The organism is Roseovarius sp., from assembly GCF_048262375.1.
Classification (GTDB): domain Bacteria; phylum Pseudomonadota; class Alphaproteobacteria; order Rhodobacterales; family Rhodobacteraceae; genus Roseovarius.
This window is the reverse complement of record NZ_JBLXFE010000001.1, coordinates 77937-94901: the sequence shown is the minus strand read 5'-3', so window position 1 is coordinate 94901 and position 16965 is coordinate 77937. Positions and strand designations below refer to the sequence as shown.

The window sequence follows — 16965 nt, the reverse complement described above, 5'->3', positions numbered from 1 at the left end:
CCTCACATGATCGGCCGCCAGCCCAAGGGACGGCGGCGGGATATTACGGGGCCTTGCGCACGCGCGACCTCGGCCAGCCCCAGAACCGCCCCGGCAAAGAGCCAAGTGAGCGGTGTGAGCGTCGCATTGGGCAGCATGTCGATCAGGTTGATCGCAAGAAGCAGCACCACCGGGCCGATCAAGCGCAGATGTGCGCCATCACCCAGACGGCGCGCATAGACCCAGAGCATAAGGATGGGCAGCGCAATAAGGCCAAATTCAGCGAGGTAGCCGACCCAGCCAAAGATGCCGATGAGGATGATCCAGCGCCCATCGGTCACGGTCTCGATCGTACCGGTGATCGGATCGAGCAGATGGTTGCGGCCCCAACTGCCCCAGCCAAAGAACGGCTTTTGTAACGCGCGCTCCATCAGGATATCTTCGTTGTCGAGTCGAAAGCGCAGGGAATAGGCGCGTTCGGGGCTGACTCTGGCCGCCTGATCGAGCAACCAGTCCACCGGGATGAGACCCGCGCCCTTGAGCACCGGGTAGCTGATCGCCAACACCGCCATCACCCCCGCGATGCGGATTTGAATGCGCGTGGGCAACAAAAGCGAAAGCGGCGCCAGATAAATCCCGTAGAGCAGCGAGCCCAATGATTTGCAAAGCACAAGCACCACGGCGAAATAGAGCGCCACCAACAGGTAGAGCACGCGCCGCCGAACATCCGCCTCACGCGCGAGGGCGATCGTGCAGGTCATCGCCATGACGGTAAAGAAGGCCACCCACAGGCCATGATACATGAAGACGATGGGTCGGAACCCACCGGCGCGCATCATCTGCTCGAAACTGTGCTGGAAATAGCCATAGATCCAGATGTTGAGCTGTGGCGAAAGCCGCACTTCAAGCAGCATCGGCAGGGAATAGATCAGACCGCCCACCATCAGTGCCATGACCAGTTCGCGCACCCCCTTAGGCGATGCAAGATGCTGACGCGCCATAAGAAAAGGCAAGAGCAGGATGAATTGCAAAAGAACCAGCGCCACCATGTCCTTGAGCCCGAGCGCGGGCAGGCCGATGCGGCCATAGAACACCGGCTCGCCATTGCTCAGAACCGTGGCAACCGGGCTGAGGATGAAGAGCAGGACGAGAACGCGAGCCAACACGCTGTTTGGCAAGAGGGACCTGCGCCAGCCAGTGTAGAACAAACAGATCGCGAAAGTGGCAAGGCTCGGGAGCGACTCTTTGGTCAGGGGCGGCATCAGCGGGAAATCGAAGGCGGCTGGCGGCGGCGGCAAGAACATATAAGCCCCCAAGAGTGACCAGATCAGAGCGCGCTCAATCGGCCAACGCCGGAACATCGCCAGCGTTATCAGCGGCCAGGCCGCGAGCATCAGATAGGCCAGAGTATTTGGCATGACCCGCCGGGCACCTCGTTTCGTCGGTTTCGCGAGCCGCGCCCGCAGGACTTTCCACGCCCTTGTGGCTTGCTTTGGCTCACATCCTATGCTGTAAAGTCGCTGCATTCCAACAAAATCAATGCCATAGGGGGCGATTGCGGCAACGGATTGCATCAATGCATCGGTTTGCAGGCAATTGTTTGAAGGACAGGGAAATAGCCACGGTATGGCACAAACACAGCCATTGCGAATTGCGTATCTGTGCGATCGGGATCCGCTGGATCATCATAGCTATTCCGGCGGGAATTTGAGGCTCCTGACCACATTGCGCGAGCATGTGGGCGAGGTGACTGCCCTCAGTTCTGGCTGGCATGCAGCGCAACCCGCGCGAGATCTCATCGAAGCCTTGCCGGATGCGCTGACCATTCGGGCGCGGTGGCGGGCGCATTTGATGTTGGCGCGGATGATTGCCAAAGGTGTCGAAGCAGAACTGCGCGCGGGCCAATATGATGCGTTGTTTTGCGCATACAGCTTTCACTCGCTCGTGGGCCTGCGCCTGCCGTATCCGATGCTGCGGGTGTTCACTTCGGATGCGACGCCGACCATTTACAAGAAATCCGAAGTCGGCGCGGCCTTTGGCTCTTATCTCAAATTGTCCCGGCTGGTCGATCCTTTGGTTCAAAAGGCCGAGCGGGCGGTCTTGCAAAGCTGTGACTTGCTGTTGTGGCCGAGCGCCTGGCTCAAATTCGAAGCGGATCGGCTGTATGATCTGATGCCCGAACACTCTTTGATCGTGCCATGGGGTGCAAATATCGAGGACCCCGGCCCGCCAGCCCCGGTTGCCTTGCGCCGGCATGGGCCGATCCGACTCTTGGTGCTGGGGCGAGACTGGGAGGCGAAAGGCGGGCCGCTGGCGTTTGAAACCATGCAGCGTTTGCGCGTAGCTGGGCATGACGTACGACTGACAGTTGTCGGGTGCATACCACCGGAAACACATCGAACAGAGCATGTCACGGTGCATGGCCATCTGGATAAATCCATTCCCGAAGAGAGCGCCTTGCTGACCGACTGTCTGGGAACGGCACATTTCATGGTTATGCCCTCGCTCGAATCCTACGGCTTTGCGTTTTGCGAGGCCTCGGCACATGGGCTGCCCTCGCTCTGTCTGGAGGTGGGCGGTGTGCCGGTCAGAGATGGGGTTAATGGGCACACTCTGACACCTGACATGCGTGCAGAAGATTTTGCCGCCCTGATCATGGCCTATATAGACGCCCCTGAAACCTATGATGTGCTGCGTCAAACGACACGCAAGGAATATGAAACCCGCCTGAATTGGCGGGTTTGGGGAACGACAACGCGCGCACAGATGCTGCGCGCGCGGGAAACTCTTTGGAAGGGTTAGCAGCCGGTTCCGGTGAGAACAACACGCACGGTGCAGATCATGACACGAATATCCGCCCAGAAAGACAGCTCGTTCAGATAGTTGGTATCAAAGCGCGCCCGCTCTGCAAAACTGCTCTCGTTGCGCGCAGAAATCTGCCAAAACCCGGTAATACCGGGGCGCAGCACATAATAGGCCCGTCCGGGATAAATCGCCTTTTGACTCGGCATCATCGGGCGCGGCCCGACGATTGACATATCCCCGATCAACACATTCCAGAGTTGTGGCAATTCGTCGAGCGATGTCTTGCGGATGAGGTGGCCGATCCGGGTGATCCGGGGATCATGGCGCAGCTTCTGGCGTTCGTCCCATTCCAGACGCCGCACAGGATTGGCCGCAAGATAGCTTTCGAGTTTATCTTCTGCGTCAACGACCATGCTGCGCAATTTCCACATGCGGAAGATGCGGCCATTTTTGCCAACACGGTCCTGAGCGTAAAACGGCGAGGCACCATCGCGGGCGATGAGCAACGACAAGATCGCAACGATCACAAGCACCGCAGGAGCGGAAACCATAACGATCAAAATGTCCGAAAATCTTTTAAAAACAGAAGAATAAATTTTAGTTCCCGTCGACAAAGCAGGAGGGTTTTGAATGAATTTAGCGTCCTCCTGACGCGTTAGCGTCGAAACTGTTCGAATTGACATGGCAGCACTCCCCGAAATCACAAAACCGTTTAAGCGTTCAAACGCCAGAACATGTACACGCTATCCTTATGTTTGCCGGATTGTTTGGCAAACCCGTCTCAATTGCGCCCAAAATGTGGCGCAAATGGCGCTGTACTTGTACGGGACAGATACACGCATTGCGACACACCGTGCATATTGCTTCGGTCAATTTAAAGCACCTTACGGTTCCAACAGCCCAATGCCCCCACTGCCTGTCAGACCAGATTTTCTAGGTATTAAACTAACTTGGCCAAAATGCACCTTGCCAGAAGGCAAGTCAAGAACCTCGGAAATTTACAACCTTAGCATGTTTTACCCGTCGTATTTTGCCCATTTCCACCTGCACTGCAGATTGGCGCCGCCCAAATATTGCCTCATTGAACAGCCTTGCATCTTGCTGGGCTTGACCTGTTTTGGCCATATTTCAACCAAAATTTGCACGCCTCCCGGTGTCTCTCTGGTCGCACATGCTGAACGCACCCCCCTCCGATTGTCCTACGTTTCGAAACAACCAATCGATATGCGGTGTGCTACCGGCGTGATAAGGGGAAAATACGGGGGATGCACGCAAATCGAGCACGGAGGCACCGCGCAATGTTGCATAACAGGAAACGCTGCAGCGCAGCGCAGGGACGGCGTTCCGGGTTTGGCCTTTCGAGATGAAGCAAACAGCGGCTCGCCACAATTCAGACACGTTTAGGTAGAGCATCTTGGCGCAGGTGCCGTGCCTCCTGAGGCAATGAAGAACGGCTTTTCCCCGAATCATTCGGCAATTTTCTGGTAAAATTCGCAGAAGTCTCATGAAGAACGCCGCCCGGCGTGGACCGGGCGGCGGCATTTGGTCTGACGCGCTGTGGCGTCAGGCGCGCACGAGTGCCTCATAGGCCTCGGCCACCTCGCGGGTCAGGGCGCCCACCTCGAAGGTGTAATCGCCAATCTGACCAACCGGCGTTACCTCGGCAGCAGATCCGGTGAGCCAGCACTGCTCGAAACCCTCAAGCTCTTCGGGCATGATATGGCGTTCATGCACCTTGATCTGGCGGTCCTTGAGCATGCCGATCACGGTCTGACGGGTAAGGCCATTGAGGATCGCATCCGCCAGCGGCGTATGCACCTCGCCATCCTTGACGAAGAAGATGTTGGCCCCTGTCGCCTCGGCCACATAGCCGCGATAGTCAAGGAACATGGCATCAGAGCAGCCCTTGGCCTCGGCGGCGTGTTTGGACATGGTGCAGATCATGTAGAGACCGGCGGCCTTGGCCGCGACAGGGATGGTCTCGGGGCTGGGGCGCTTCCACTTGGCGATGTCGAGCTTGGCGCCCTTCATCTTGGCGTCGCCATAGTAGTTGCCCCATTCCCAGGCGGTCACGGCCATGCGGATCGGGTTGCGGGCGGCGGCCACGCCCATATCCGGGCCAGCCCCACGGAACGCAACGACGCGCAAATAAGCATTGGTCAGGTTATTGGCTTCGAGCACGGCACGCTTGGCCGCCTCGATCTCGTCCACGGTGTAGGGGATTGTCATATCCATGAGCTCGCCCGATTTCAGCAGGCGCTCGGAATGGGCGCGGCTCTTGAACACCTTGCCGTCATAGCAGCGCTCACCCTCAAAGACCGAACTGGCGTAATGCAGCGCATGGGTCAGGATATGCACATTCGCATCGCGCCATTCCACAAGCTTGCCATCCATCCAGATCTTGCCGTCCCGATCGTCATAGCCAGACATTTTCCGCTTCCTCTCAGTCTGATTTTCATTTGTTGCGCGAATTACGTCCACCTCGGACATAAAATTGCGCAAAAACTGAGATTCGCTAGCAGTTTGATCTTGGAATGTCAACAAAGCTGACTTAATGTGAAACACAAGGTGCGTAGATTGTGAACGGAGCGTAAGCATGGCCGAAATGCATGGCGGCGAAAACCTCTTGTTTCTTACGGACGAGCAGTTGCGTCAGGGCATTGAGGCGATGTTCTTTGCCTATCGCGGCTTTACCGCTGATCCCGACCGTATTCTGGCCACGATGGCCTATGGCCGGGCGCATCACCGGGCGATCCACTTTATCGCCCGCAGTCCCGGCACCACGGTGAACAACCTGCTTGCGGTTCTCGGTGTCACCAAGCAGTCGCTCAACCGGGTGTTGCGCACTTTGATCGAGGACGGGCTGGTCGAGAGCCGGGTCGGCACCGTCGACAAGCGCGAACGGCATCTGACCCTGACAGACGCGGGCGCGACCCTAGAACGCAAGCTGTCGGACGCACAGCGCGCGCGCATGCGCGCCGCCTATCGCGCCGCCGGACCGCAGGCAGTCGCAGGATTTCGTCAGGTGCTTGAGGCGATGATGGACCCTGATCTGCGCCGACGCTACCACGCCATTCGGGAGAGTGACACATGACCGAACCCGCCCCTCATTTGCTGATTGTAGATGACGACGAGCGCATTCGCGGCCTGTTGCGCAAATTCCTGATGCGGCACGGATTTCTGGTGTCGGTTGCGCGGGATGCCGGGCATGCCCGTCGGGTGCTGACGGGGTTGGACTTCGACCTCATAGTGATGGATGTCATGATGCCCGGCGAGAGTGGGATCGAGTTGACACGCGCGCTGCGAGAGACCCACACCACGCCCATTCTGCTGCTCACCGCGAAGGGCGAGACCTCCGACCGGATCGAGGGCCTGGAGGCAGGTGCGGATGATTACCTTCCCAAGCCTTTCGAGCCCAAAGAGCTGTTGCTTCGGATCAATGCGATCCTGCGTCGTGTCCCCGAACCGGAACCCGAACTAACTCAACCCAAGATCGTGTATCTGGGCCCCGTGCGCTATGACATCGAGCGCGCCGAACTGAGCCGCGCGGGCCAGCCGATCCGACTGACCGCGACCGAGGTGCAGTTGATGCGAATTTTTGCCGATAACCTGCGCAAGCCGGTCAGCCGCACCAAGCTGGTCGAGGATCTGGGCCGCGATGGCGGGCAGGCCCAAGAGCGGGCGGTTGATGTGCAGATCACACGGTTGCGCCGCAAGATCGAGAGCGATCCCAAGCAGCCCCGTTATTTGCAGACCGTGCGCGGCGAAGGCTATATGCTCGCCTGTGATTGACGGATAATCGGCAAGGCGCGATCACATTCTGAAATCACGATTTTTGCACATATATGTGACCGGCTGAAACCAAAGACTCGTTGAGCCGATGGGCGCGGCATGGGACCCTGTCCTTAGCTGAGGTCGCGTGTGCGCCCCGGTATTGAACGAGTTGCAGGAGATGCACATGATATTCACCAAAAAGCTTGCAATGCTGTGCGCCGCCGCAGCAATGACGATGAGCAGCGCCTATGCCGCGCCCGTTGCCGTCACCACTGTTTTGGACCCACAAGAACAAATGCGTTTCGAGATGGGGGACGGGACCGGGCATTTTGTAATGGCCGTTCGCCGCGAAGGGGTTTCCGAGGGTGCGGGCCTGCTGGCCGGGGCCAAGGTCACGGAATTTGGCTGGCATGACATTAATCCGCCGGTGGCGGGTGATCCACGCGGCTATCTGCGGTTTGAGGCAGAGAACGGCGATGTGGCCGTCGTCAAGTTCACCGTGCGCGCGGTGTTCATGAAGGGGGCGGACAAGCCCGAGTTGCATGATGACGGGTTCTGGGAACTGGTCAGCGGCACCGGGCAATTCGCCGGGAAACGCGGAGTTGGTGCGCTGAAGATCGAGGCCGCTGAGGGGCCAAAGCGGCTCTTTACCCTCACCGGCGAGATCGGCGACAAACCCTGATTGGAAAGAGGACTCGGGGGTGCTGCCCCCGTCCCCGCCACGGCGGGGACACCTCCGAGGTATTTTGGGTCAGATGAAGCGGGGCGGCGTGACGCGCCCGTGTCCCTGATGGCAACCCCCTTGATAGAGCGGCTGCGGCACTGTATCTGCGGTGCATGACACGGGTTTTCGACATGGATGATCGCGCGCGCCTGCCCTGGAGGTTTTTCGGGGCAATGTGCAGCATTACCGCGCGCCTATGAGGCGCGCTGCCCCTCGTGATGTCTCTATATAGCCAATCCAACCAGCAAAACGGGAGAGGACGCATGTCCCCCAAGACACTCTATGACAAAATCTGGGATGCTCATGTAGCCCATGAAGCCGAAGATGGCACCTGCCTTCTTTATATCGACCGCCACCTCGTGCATGAGGTGACGAGCCCGCAAGCCTTTGAAGGGCTGCGGATGGCCGGGCGTTCGGTGCATGCCCCCGACAAGACCATCGCCGTGCCGGACCATAACGTGCCCACCACGCTGGACCGGGCCAATGCCGCCACCATGACCGAAGACAGCCGCATTCAGGTTGAGGCGCTGGACAAGAACGCCAAGGATTTCGGCATTCACTATTATCCTGTGTCGGATGTACGGCAGGGGATCGTGCATATCGTTGGCCCCGAGCAAGGCTGGACCCTGCCCGGCATGACCGTGGTTTGCGGCGATAGCCACACCGCGACGCATGGCGCCTTCGGCGCGCTGGCGCATGGCATAGGCACCAGCGAGGTCGAGCATGTACTGGCCACCCAGACGCTGATTCAGCGCAAGGGCAAGAACATGAAGGTCGAGATCACCGGCAAGCTGCGCCCCGGTGTGACCGCCAAGGACATTACCCTGTCGGTGATCGGTGAGACTGGCACGGCGGGTGGCACCGGCTATGTGATCGAATATTGCGGCGAGGCTATTCGTGATCTGAGCATGGAAGGCCGCATGACAGTCTGTAACATGGCGATCGAAGGCGGCGCGCGCGCGGGCCTGATCGCGCCGGATGAAAAGACATTTGAGTATGTCAAAGGTCGCCCGCACGCCCCCAAAGGCGCGCAATGGGAAGCCGCACTGAACTGGTGGAAAACGCTCTATTCCGATGACGACGCACATTGGGACAAGGTTGTGACGCTGAAGGCCGAGGATATTGCCCCCGTCGTCACATGGGGCACCAGCCCCGAGGATGTGCTGCCGATCACCGCGACCGTGCCTGCGCCCGAAGATTTTAAGGGCGGCAAGGTCGATGCGGTCAAGCGCGCGCTGGAGTATATGGGCCTCAAGCCCGGTCAGAAGCTGAGCGATGTCGAGATCGACACCGTCTTTATCGGCTCTTGCACCAATGGCCGGATCGAAGATCTGCGAGCCGCGGCCGAAATCCTCAAGGGCAAGAAGATCGCCGTGAAGCGGGCGATGGTCGTGCCCGGCTCTGGTCTTGTGCGGGCGCAGGCGGAGGAGGAAGGTCTGGCGGATATCTTTATCGAGGCTGGCTTTGAATGGCGGCTTGCGGGCTGCTCGATGTGTCTGGCGATGAACCCGGATCAGCTCAGCCCCGGCGAACGCTGTGCCGCGACGTCGAACCGCAACTTTGAGGGCCGTCAGGGCCGCGGCGGACGCACCCATCTGATGAGCCCCGCCATGGCGGCGGCGGCGGCGATCACCGGCAAGTTGACAGATGTCCGGGAGATGATGTGATGGCAGAGATCTGGCCAAGCGGGTCAGATTTCGTATCACTTGCTATGCGTTCAGGTCTTCGGTCCCTGCAAGCCACCCGGCTTTGGGGATCGAACGGGCTGGCGCGACCCGCAGGCCCATACGGCGTTCACAAAGATCAGGACAATTCCCGACAGTTCGAGCACCCAGTTCATGCGAAAGTTGCCCAAGGTCATGCCGATGATCTGGTCGAAATGGTGGAACCCGACCGCGCGGATGGCGACGAAGGTCAGCAAAATCCCAAAGCCGCAAAGCGCTATGCCGATGCGACCAAGGTGACGGCGCAATCTGATAAGAGTGATCGACATGGTGGTGACGCTCGCGGTCAGCAGTGCAAGGATGAAAGCAAACTGGACGGGCTTTCGGTCTTGGTACCAACCTTGCATTTTGGAAATGCAGCGCCCTGTCGCCGTGAGAGCGGATTGCAGATCGAGCTGTTTGTTCACAGCGAGAAAGAGCAAGACAACCGACAGAATTGTCCAGAACCGACGGTCCTGCACACGCACCCGCGCCGCCGCAAGGCAAAGCCCCCCCGTGACCACATAACCGCCAACAGTAACCCACGCCATGACGGACGGATCTCCGATGCCCGGCGACCAGCGCCGCGTGATGCATTCATAAAGCGTCGCGATGTCAATCATGTCCATGCGATGAGGTTACACATGTCTGCTTGTTTGCCAATAACGGAGAGCCGGATCGACGGGCTTGGCCGAGGATAGGAGAATAGAATGGAAAAGTTTGCGAAACTCAGCGGCATTGCCGCCCCCCTGCCCCTGATAAATGTCGACACAGACATGATCATCCCCAAGCAGTTCCTGAAAACGATCAAACGGTCGGGATTGGGTGTGAACCTGTTTGACGAGATGCGCTATGACGATGACGGGAAAGAGATCCCCGATTTCGTGCTGAACAAGCCACAGTATCGCGAGGCGCAGATTCTGGTCGCCGGAGACAATTTCGGCTGTGGGTCAAGCCGCGAGCATGCGCCATGGGCGATCAAGGATTTCGGCATTCGCTGTATCATCGCGCCGAGCTATGCCGATATTTTCTATAACAACTGCTTTAAGAACGGCATCCTGCCCATTGCCCTGCCGCAAGAGCAGGTTGATGTGCTGATGAAGGAAGCCGAAAAAGGCGCCAATGCCCGGATCGAAGTGGATCTGGAGGCGCAGACCGTATCAACCTCGGAGGGTGAGGTCTTTGCCTTTGAGGTGGATGCGTTCAAGAAGCATTGTCTGCTTGAGGGCCTGGACGATATCGGGTTGACGCTGGAAAAGGCAAACGCGATCGAGGCGTTTGAGGCCAGCGCGTCACAGGCGCGCCCTTGGGTTTAAACCCGTAAAACCGAACCTCGACAACGCCGCGGGTCTGCCCGCGGCGTTTTTATTTGCATGACCCCTCTTGTGGTCACTTTGGCGCGTACCACTAGATACAGTAGTTACAGCATGTTACGCCATAAATCCGCTCCAAGTTTGATGCAATCCTGCACCAGTTAGACCTTCAATCGGCCCTAAATCTTTCGTCTTATTAACCAAGGACTTGTGGTGGTTAGTTAAAGTAGGCAAAAATTAGGCAAGATTGAGGCAGCCCGCCATAAAGTGCGGGATCAAGTTGGCACAAGGGCGCGGCATTGTATCGCGATCGACCAGTTTGAAGGGGAAAGGGCAGTGTTTTCACTGATTCCAGGTGCGCTTACGCGGGCCGTTCTTGTTTTAATGATGGTGGCAACGCCTTCTCTGGTCGTGCCCTCGACCGGTGCGGACACCGCGCAGATCGTTATCGTGCTGTCGATCCTCGCAGGTTTTATGACCTTTATCGAGTATTACGGCAAATATCCCAGCATCATAGAATTTCGCTTTGCGCCCCCCTTCAACCGAAGCAAGTTCGTTGCTCTGGGCCTTATCCTGTTATCCCTGTCGATGATCGTGCGCGGCACCACCGATCCGACAGGAGCGACCGAATGGTTAACGCAATTGGGCCGAGGTCTGGGCGAGGCGATTGATTTTCCATACTCTCCGGTGCGTTTGGTTGTACTGATGATGCCCGCTGATGCGGATGCCGCCCTGATCGACATGGTGCGGATCGCTTCGGGGATCTCCTACGCGATCTCGCTGGCGATGATCCTTTATTTCGTGACGCTGGTACGTCTTTTGGGATGGCCTTCGCGCTCGGGGGCGTTCAACGTCTGGGTCAACCTGCCGCTGTTTGACCCGACCGGAGGCGGCGACGTGCTGCATCGCTTGCGCCGGGATGCGGGTCTTAACATTGTGTTAGGGTCTTTGCTGCCATTCTTGATTCCGGCGGGGGTGCGCGCCGCCTCGACCATGATTGACCCGATTTCCATCACGCATCCGCAAACCCTGATCTGGACAATGACCGCATGGGCATTTCTTCCTGCCAGCATGTTGATGCGCGGTATCGCGATGAGCCGGATTGCCGACATGATCGAGGACAAGCGCCGCCGCGCCTATGCAGAGGGCGACGCGCTGCCCGGCAAGAGGCTGCAAAGCGCCTGATCGCGGGGCTTCTGGCGCTCTTGATCTGTGTCCTGCCCGTGCGTGCGGATACGCTGCGACTGGCAAGCTGGAATGTGGATCTGGAACGCGCCGGACCGGGATTGCTCTTGCGGGATTTGCGGCGCGGCGCGGATGCGCAGATTGCGGCAATCGTAGAGGTGCTGGCGCAGACGCGTCCTGATATCCTGATCTTGCAGGGGGTGGATTACGATCTTGACCTCTTGGCGCTGAGCGCGCTGCGTGACCTCATCGCAGAGGGGGGCGGGCCGCGTTACGCCCATGTCTTTGCACGTGCACCCAACGCAGGCATGGCGACCGGGATAGACATGGATGGCGACGGGCGGCGTGGCGGGCCGCGCGATGCACAGGGCTATGGCGAGTTTGCCGGACAAGGCGGTATGGCGCTGTTGTCGCGCCACCCATTGGATCGTGCCGGCGCGCAGGACTTCAGCGCGTTTCTGTGGCGTGACCTGCCCGGAGCGCTCTTGCCGCTGCGTGAGGGAATGCCGTTTCCGTCAGAACAGGCGCAGGCGGTTCAACGACTGTCGTCAAACGGGCATTGGGTGGTGCCGGTAATGCTTTCCTCAGGGGTGTTGCGGGTGTTGATGTTTCACGCCTCGCCTCCGGTATTTGACGGGCCCGAAGATTTGAACGGGCGGCGCAACCACGATGAGCTCCGGTTCTGGCAGCTCTATCTCGATGGGGCGTTCGGGCCGCCACCAAAGGCGCGGTTCGTGCTGATGGGCCATGCCAACCTTGACGCGCAACTGGGCGAGGGGCGGCCCGAGGCGCTGCGCGCGCTGCTGGCCGATCCGCGCCTGCAAGACCCGCGCCCGATACGCGCCGGGCCGGGGACGCAGCTCGAGACCGTCGATTGGCCAGCCCCCGGCCCCGGCGCGCGGCGGGTGTCCTATATCTTGCCTGCCGCTGATCTGACCGTCACGGGGGCGGGCGTGCATTGGCCGCCCGAGGGCACGCCAGAGGGTGATCTGGTGGCCATAGCCAGTCGACATCGGTTGGTCTGGGTCGATCTTAGCCTGCCGTAACATCGGGCTTTCTTGACCATTCCGGGGCTTGCGTATAGGCCAACGGGCAACATCCAACGCAAGCCAAGGAAACGCCCCATGAGCAACCCATCGCTTCTTATTCTGCCCGGTGACGGGATCGGCCCCGAGGTCATGACCGAGGTGGTCAAGATCATCGACTGGTTCGGGGCCAAGCGGGGGCTGGTCTTTGATGTATCCGAGGATCTGGTGGGCGGGGCCGCCTATGACAAGCACGGCACGCCGCTGCATGACGACACGATGGCAAAGGCGCAAGAGGTCGATGCCGTGCTCTTGGGGGCCGTGGGCGGACCGAAATACGACGCACTCGATTTCAGCGTAAAGCCCGAGCGCGGCCTCTTGCGCCTGCGCAAGGAAATGGACCTGTTCGCCAACCTGCGCCCGGCGCAATGCTTTGACGCGCTGGCGGATTTTTCGAGCCTCAAGCGCGATGTGGTGGCGGGGCTCGACATCATGATCGTGCGTGAACTGACCAGCGGCATCTATTTCGGCGAGCCGCGCGGCATTTTCACCGAAGGCAACGAGCGTGTGGGCATCAACACGCAGCGCTATACCGAGAGCGAGATCGACCGCGTGGCGCGCGCCGCGTTCGAGCTGGCGCGCAAGCGGGGCAACAAGGTCTGTTCGATGGAAAAGGCCAATGTGATGGAATCCGGCATCCTGTGGCGCGAAGTGGTGCAGCGTGTGCATGACGCGGATTACCCCGATGTCGAGCTGAGCCATATGTATGCCGACGCCGGCGCGATGCAGCTCTGCCGCTGGCCCAAGCAGTTCGACGTGATCGTCACCGACAACCTCTTTGGCGACCTGCTGTCGGATGCCGCGGCGATGCTCACGGGCTCGCTTGGCATGCTGCCCTCGGCCTCGCTCGGCCTGCCGATGGCCAATGGCCGGCCCAAGGCGCTCTATGAGCCGGTGCATGGCTCGGCCCCCGATATTGCCGGTCAAGGCAAGGCCAACCCGATCGCCTGCATTCTCAGCTTTGCCATGGCGCTGCGGTATTCGTTCGATCAGGGGGCAGAGGCGACGCGGCTGGAAAAGGCTGTGGAGCAGGTTCTGGCCGATGGTCTTCGCACCGCCGACCTCTTGGGTGAGGACGGTGTGACGCCGGTCTCGACCTCGGAAATGGGCGATGCGATTGTGGCGGCGCTCGACGCGAGCCTCTGACGCCGGACGCATATGAGATCAAGGCCCGCCCCCCGGTGCGGGCCTTTTTCATGTCACCACTCGGGCCTCTTGGGCGTGCACCGCGAGTCGGTCGGCATGTTCGGCCACCCGCACCAGCCAACGCAGGGCATCGGTGCGCGCAAAAACCTCACTGACCGAAATCAGCCCCACATGTTCGCGCAAAAGCGCACCCCGTCGGAACCGCGCGGCCCGTGTGCCAATCAGATTTGAGAGGCGCTCAAGGCGGCGGGGCTCGATCTCGCGTGCCAAAGCGGCGGACAACGCCGCGATATCCCGGCGCAACTGCGGCTCTTGGCGCAGAGTGGCGATGCGGTCGCGTTGCCGACAACGCTCTAACAAGCGCTGAAAATGGTCAATTTGATGCAAGAGCAGAACATAGCGGGCCTGATCGGCCGTACGCTGGGGTGAAATCCTTACCTGTGAGAGATACGATTCAAGCGCCTTGATCACATCTGCGCCCTGAACCGAGACCGAGGCCAGCCCGCGCAGATCACCATTTGCCCCGAGGGCCTTGGCCAGCGCGGAAAAGAGCACATGGCGCAGCCCGTCTGCCACGCCTTGGGCTGCGTCCAGCGCTGCCCCCTCATCCGCCAGCAGCCGCTGGTCCAGCGCCTCGGCCAGAGGCACCGGGCGTTCAGGCACAAGCCGCTCAACCAGCGCCGCAAAACGCGCGGTGAACGGCAGAAAGACGGCTGCCCCTAGAGTATTGAACCCGGTGTGGAATAGCACCAAGGCCGTCAGATCATCCGCCCCCAACCCGGTGCCATGCAAGATCGGTGCAACCAGATCGAGCAAGGGAAAGGCCAGCGCCGCCGTGCCAATGTTGAAGAGCAGATTGGCCAGCGCCGTCATCCGCATCGCCCGCCCGCCGCCCAAGGCCGCCAAAAGGCCAGTCACTGTGGTGCCGATGTTGAACCCGATCACCAGCGCCGCAGCCTGTGCGAAATTGACCGACCCGGTCCCCAAGAGCACCAGCACCAGCGCCATGCCCGCCGACGAGGATTGAATGAGCGCCACAAGCCCCATGCCCAGCGCCGTCAGCAGCATACGGCCCCCCCAGCCATCACCGGGCAAGAGGCCGGGATGCAACAGGCTCTCTGCCCCGGTCAGCGCACCCTGCATCATGTCCAGCCCGATGAACAGCAGTGCAAAACCAGAGAGCGCCCGACCAGCCCGCGCGCTGTGCCCTTGCCCCAAGAGCGACAGCATCGCCGCACCAAAAAGCACTGGCAGCGCGATCACCCCCAGCTTGAGCTTGAGCCCCAGCACCATCACCAGCCAGCCGGTGACGGTGGTGCCGATATTGGCCCCGTAGAGCACCCCGATGGCCTGTGCAAAGCTGAGCAGGCCCGCACCTACCGTGCCAATCGTTATCAACGTGACCGCCGTAGAGGATTGGATTGCCGCCGTGGCCAGTGCCCCGCTGACAGCCCCGCGCAAAGGCGATGAGGTGAGCCGCGCAAGGCTGCGCCGCAACCCGGAGCCGGCCATCTCGCGCAGGGCGGCAGTCATGAGTTCCATGCCCAGAAGAAAAAGCCCGACCCCGCCCAGCGCGCTCATGATCTGCATCGTCATTCATGATCCCCTTTGGCGCAGAATGCACCTCGGCCAGCGGCAAGCCAAGCACCTCTGAGGGCATCCTCGGGTAATCCACGAAAAAGGCCGCCGGTAATCCCCGACGGCCTGCACTCGTGACTTTAGGTAGCTCAGAAAAATCCGAGCTTGTTGGGGTTGTAGCTGACCAGCATGTTCTTGGTCTGCTGGTAGTGGTCCAGCATCATCTTGTGGGTCTCGCGCCCGATGCCCGATTGCTTGTAGCCGCCAAAGGCCGCATGGGCCGGGTAGGCGTGATAGTTGTTGACCCAGACGCGCCCCGCCTCGATGGCGCGGCCAAAGCGATAGGCACGGGTGCCGTCGCGGGTCCAGACCCCGGCGCCAAGCCCATACATCGTGTCATTGGCGATGGCGAGCGCCTCGGCCTCGTCCTTGAAGGTGGTCACGGACACGACCGGGCCAAAGATTTCCTCCTGGAACACGCGCATCTTGTTGTGGCCCTTGAGGATGGTGGGCTGGATGTAATAGCCGCCCGCGATCTCGCCGTTGAAGCGGGCAGCGTCGCCACCCACCAGCACCTCGGCCCCCTCTTCCACACCGATGGTGAAATAGGACATGATTTTTTCGAACTGCTGTTGGCTGGCCTGTGCGCCGACCATTGTGGTCATCTCGCGCGGGTCGCCCTGCTGAATGGCCTTCACGCGGGCAATGCAGCGCGCGATGAATTCCTCATAGATGTCTTCCTGAATCAGCGCGCGGCTGGGGCAGGTGCAAACCTCGCCCTGATTGAAGGCAAAGAGAACAAAGCCTTCAACCGCCTTGTCGAGAAAGGCGTCATCCTGCGCCATTACATCCGAGAAGAAGATATTGGGCGATTTGCCCCCCAGTTCCAGCGTCACGGGAATGAGGTTCTCGGTCGCGGCCTCCATGATCTTGCGGCCCGTCGCGGTCGAGCCGGTAAAGGCGATCTTGGCGATGCGGGTCGATTTCGCCAGCGGCGCGCCGACCTCGGCCCCCATGCCGTTGACGATATTCAGAACACCGGCGGGCAGCAGGGGGGCGATCAACTCGGCCAGCACCATGATTGCGGCGGGCGTTTGCTCGGCCGGTTTCAGCACGATGCAATTGCCAGCGGCCAAGGCAGGGGCGAGTTTCCACGCCGCCATCAGGATCGAGAAGTTCCACGGGATGATCTGCCCCACGACGCCCAAGGGTTCGTGGAAATGATAGGCCACGGTATCGTGGTCGATCTCGGACATGGTGCCCTCTTGCCCGCGCAGCACGCCCGCGAAATACCGGAAATGGTCGATAGCGAGCGGGATATCGGCATGGGTCGTCTCGCGGATCGGCTTGCCGTTGTCCCAAGTTTCGGCCTGCGCCAGAAGGTCGAGATTGGCCTCAAGCACATCGGCAATCTTGAGCAGGGCGTTCGAGCGGTCGGCGGCCGAGGTCCGACCCCAGCCCTCGCGCGCGGCGTGGGCGGCGTCGAGCGCCAGTTCCACATCCATCGCATCAGAACGGGCCACTTCGCAGACCACTTCACCGGTGATCGGTGTGATATTGTCGAAATAGCGCCCGTTCACGGGGGGCACGAATGTGCCGCCGATGAAATTGTCGTAGCGCGTTTTAAAGGGCGAGGCGTAATGGCTCGCGACTTGGGTCATCTCGTTCATGGG

15 protein-coding genes are annotated in these 16965 nt (G+C 60.2%); 9 read left to right on the top strand and 6 right to left on the bottom strand.

Annotation, left to right across the window (positions count from 1 at the left end):
- Positions 1–2: 2 nt before the first annotated feature.
- Positions 3–1397 carry a hypothetical protein gene (locus tag ACN0SW_RS00445; RefSeq protein WP_417725912.1) on the bottom strand — a complete coding sequence of 465 codons (1395 nt, stop codon included), beginning with the start codon at positions 1395–1397 and terminating at the stop codon, positions 3–5.
- A 208-nt stretch (positions 1398–1605) separates the two neighbouring features.
- Here ACN0SW_RS00445 and ACN0SW_RS00440 point away from each other — a divergent pair, with 208 nt between their 5' ends.
- Positions 1606–2781, top strand: a complete 1176-nt coding sequence (locus ACN0SW_RS00440; protein ID WP_417725911.1) for a glycosyltransferase family 4 protein — start codon at positions 1606–1608, stop codon at positions 2779–2781.
- On the opposite strand, the gene ACN0SW_RS00435 is transcribed toward ACN0SW_RS00440, so the two are convergent.
- Both ACN0SW_RS00435 and ACN0SW_RS00430 read right to left on the bottom strand, forming a co-directional pair.
- Positions 2778–3467 (bottom strand): sugar transferase, encoded by a 690-nt coding sequence (locus ACN0SW_RS00435; RefSeq protein WP_417726310.1) that lies wholly within the window; start codon positions 3465–3467, stop codon positions 2778–2780. The two genes, ACN0SW_RS00440 and ACN0SW_RS00435, sit on opposite strands and share 4 nt — an antisense overlap.
- Positions 3468–4347: 880 nt before the next feature.
- A complete protein-coding gene (locus tag ACN0SW_RS00430) occupies positions 4348–5214 on the bottom strand; it encodes a branched-chain amino acid aminotransferase (RefSeq protein WP_417725910.1) in 867 nt (288 codons plus the stop codon).
- Positions 5215–5380: 166 nt separating this feature from the next.
- Between ACN0SW_RS00430 and ACN0SW_RS00425 the strand changes: the two genes are divergently transcribed.
- The 4 genes from ACN0SW_RS00425 (at position 5381) to leuC (ending at position 8949) form a co-directional block, all read left to right on the top strand.
- Positions 5381–5878 (top strand): MarR family winged helix-turn-helix transcriptional regulator, encoded by a 498-nt coding sequence (locus tag ACN0SW_RS00425; RefSeq protein WP_417725909.1) that lies wholly within the window; start codon positions 5381–5383, stop codon positions 5876–5878.
- Complete coding sequence (locus ACN0SW_RS00420) at positions 5875–6576, top strand: response regulator (protein WP_417725908.1); 702 nt, start codon at positions 5875–5877, stop codon at positions 6574–6576. The genes ACN0SW_RS00425 and ACN0SW_RS00420 overlap by 4 nt, the downstream gene beginning before the upstream one ends.
- Positions 6577–6742: 166 nt before the next feature.
- Positions 6743–7240 carry a hypothetical protein gene (locus tag ACN0SW_RS00415; protein WP_417725907.1) on the top strand — a complete coding sequence of 166 codons (498 nt, stop codon included), beginning with the start codon at positions 6743–6745 and terminating at the stop codon, positions 7238–7240.
- Positions 7241–7545: 305 nt separating this feature from the next.
- Positions 7546–8949 carry a 3-isopropylmalate dehydratase large subunit gene (leuC, locus tag ACN0SW_RS00410; RefSeq protein ID WP_417725906.1) on the top strand — a complete coding sequence of 468 codons (1404 nt, stop codon included), beginning with the start codon at positions 7546–7548 and terminating at the stop codon, positions 8947–8949.
- Positions 8950–8999: 50 nt separating this feature from the next.
- On the opposite strand, the gene ACN0SW_RS00405 is transcribed toward leuC, so the two are convergent.
- A complete protein-coding gene (locus ACN0SW_RS00405; RefSeq protein ID WP_417725905.1) occupies positions 9000–9614 on the bottom strand; it encodes an isopropylmalate isomerase in 615 nt (204 codons plus the stop codon).
- An 81-nt stretch (positions 9615–9695) separates the two neighbouring features.
- On the opposite strand from ACN0SW_RS00405, the gene leuD reads away from it, so the two are divergent.
- From leuD to leuB, 4 genes are all read left to right on the top strand, one after another.
- A complete protein-coding gene (leuD, locus tag ACN0SW_RS00400) occupies positions 9696–10301 on the top strand; it encodes a 3-isopropylmalate dehydratase small subunit (protein WP_417725904.1) in 606 nt (201 codons plus the stop codon).
- Between the two features lie 381 nt (positions 10302–10682).
- Entirely contained in the window at positions 10683–11483 is an 801-nt protein-coding gene (locus tag ACN0SW_RS00395; protein WP_417726309.1) for a hypothetical protein, read from the top strand.
- 74 nt (positions 11484–11557) lie between these two features.
- Positions 11558–12529: an endonuclease/exonuclease/phosphatase family protein gene (locus ACN0SW_RS00390; protein WP_417726308.1), complete on the top strand. Its 972-nt coding sequence runs from the start codon at positions 11558–11560 to the stop codon at positions 12527–12529.
- Between the two features lie 78 nt (positions 12530–12607).
- On the top strand, positions 12608–13714 hold the full coding sequence (leuB, locus tag ACN0SW_RS00385) for a 3-isopropylmalate dehydrogenase (RefSeq protein WP_417725903.1): 1107 nt from the start codon (positions 12608–12610) through the stop codon (positions 13712–13714).
- Between the two features lie 48 nt (positions 13715–13762).
- Here the strand turns inward: leuB and ACN0SW_RS00380 are convergent, their stop codons facing one another.
- Positions 13763–15310 carry a Na/Pi cotransporter family protein gene (locus ACN0SW_RS00380; protein WP_417725902.1) on the bottom strand — a complete coding sequence of 516 codons (1548 nt, stop codon included), beginning with the start codon at positions 15308–15310 and terminating at the stop codon, positions 13763–13765.
- A 131-nt stretch (positions 15311–15441) separates the two neighbouring features.
- Positions 15442–16962: an aldehyde dehydrogenase gene (adh, locus tag ACN0SW_RS00375; protein ID WP_417725901.1), complete on the bottom strand. Its 1521-nt coding sequence runs from the start codon at positions 16960–16962 to the stop codon at positions 15442–15444.
- Between the last annotated feature and the right edge of the window lie 3 nt (positions 16963–16965).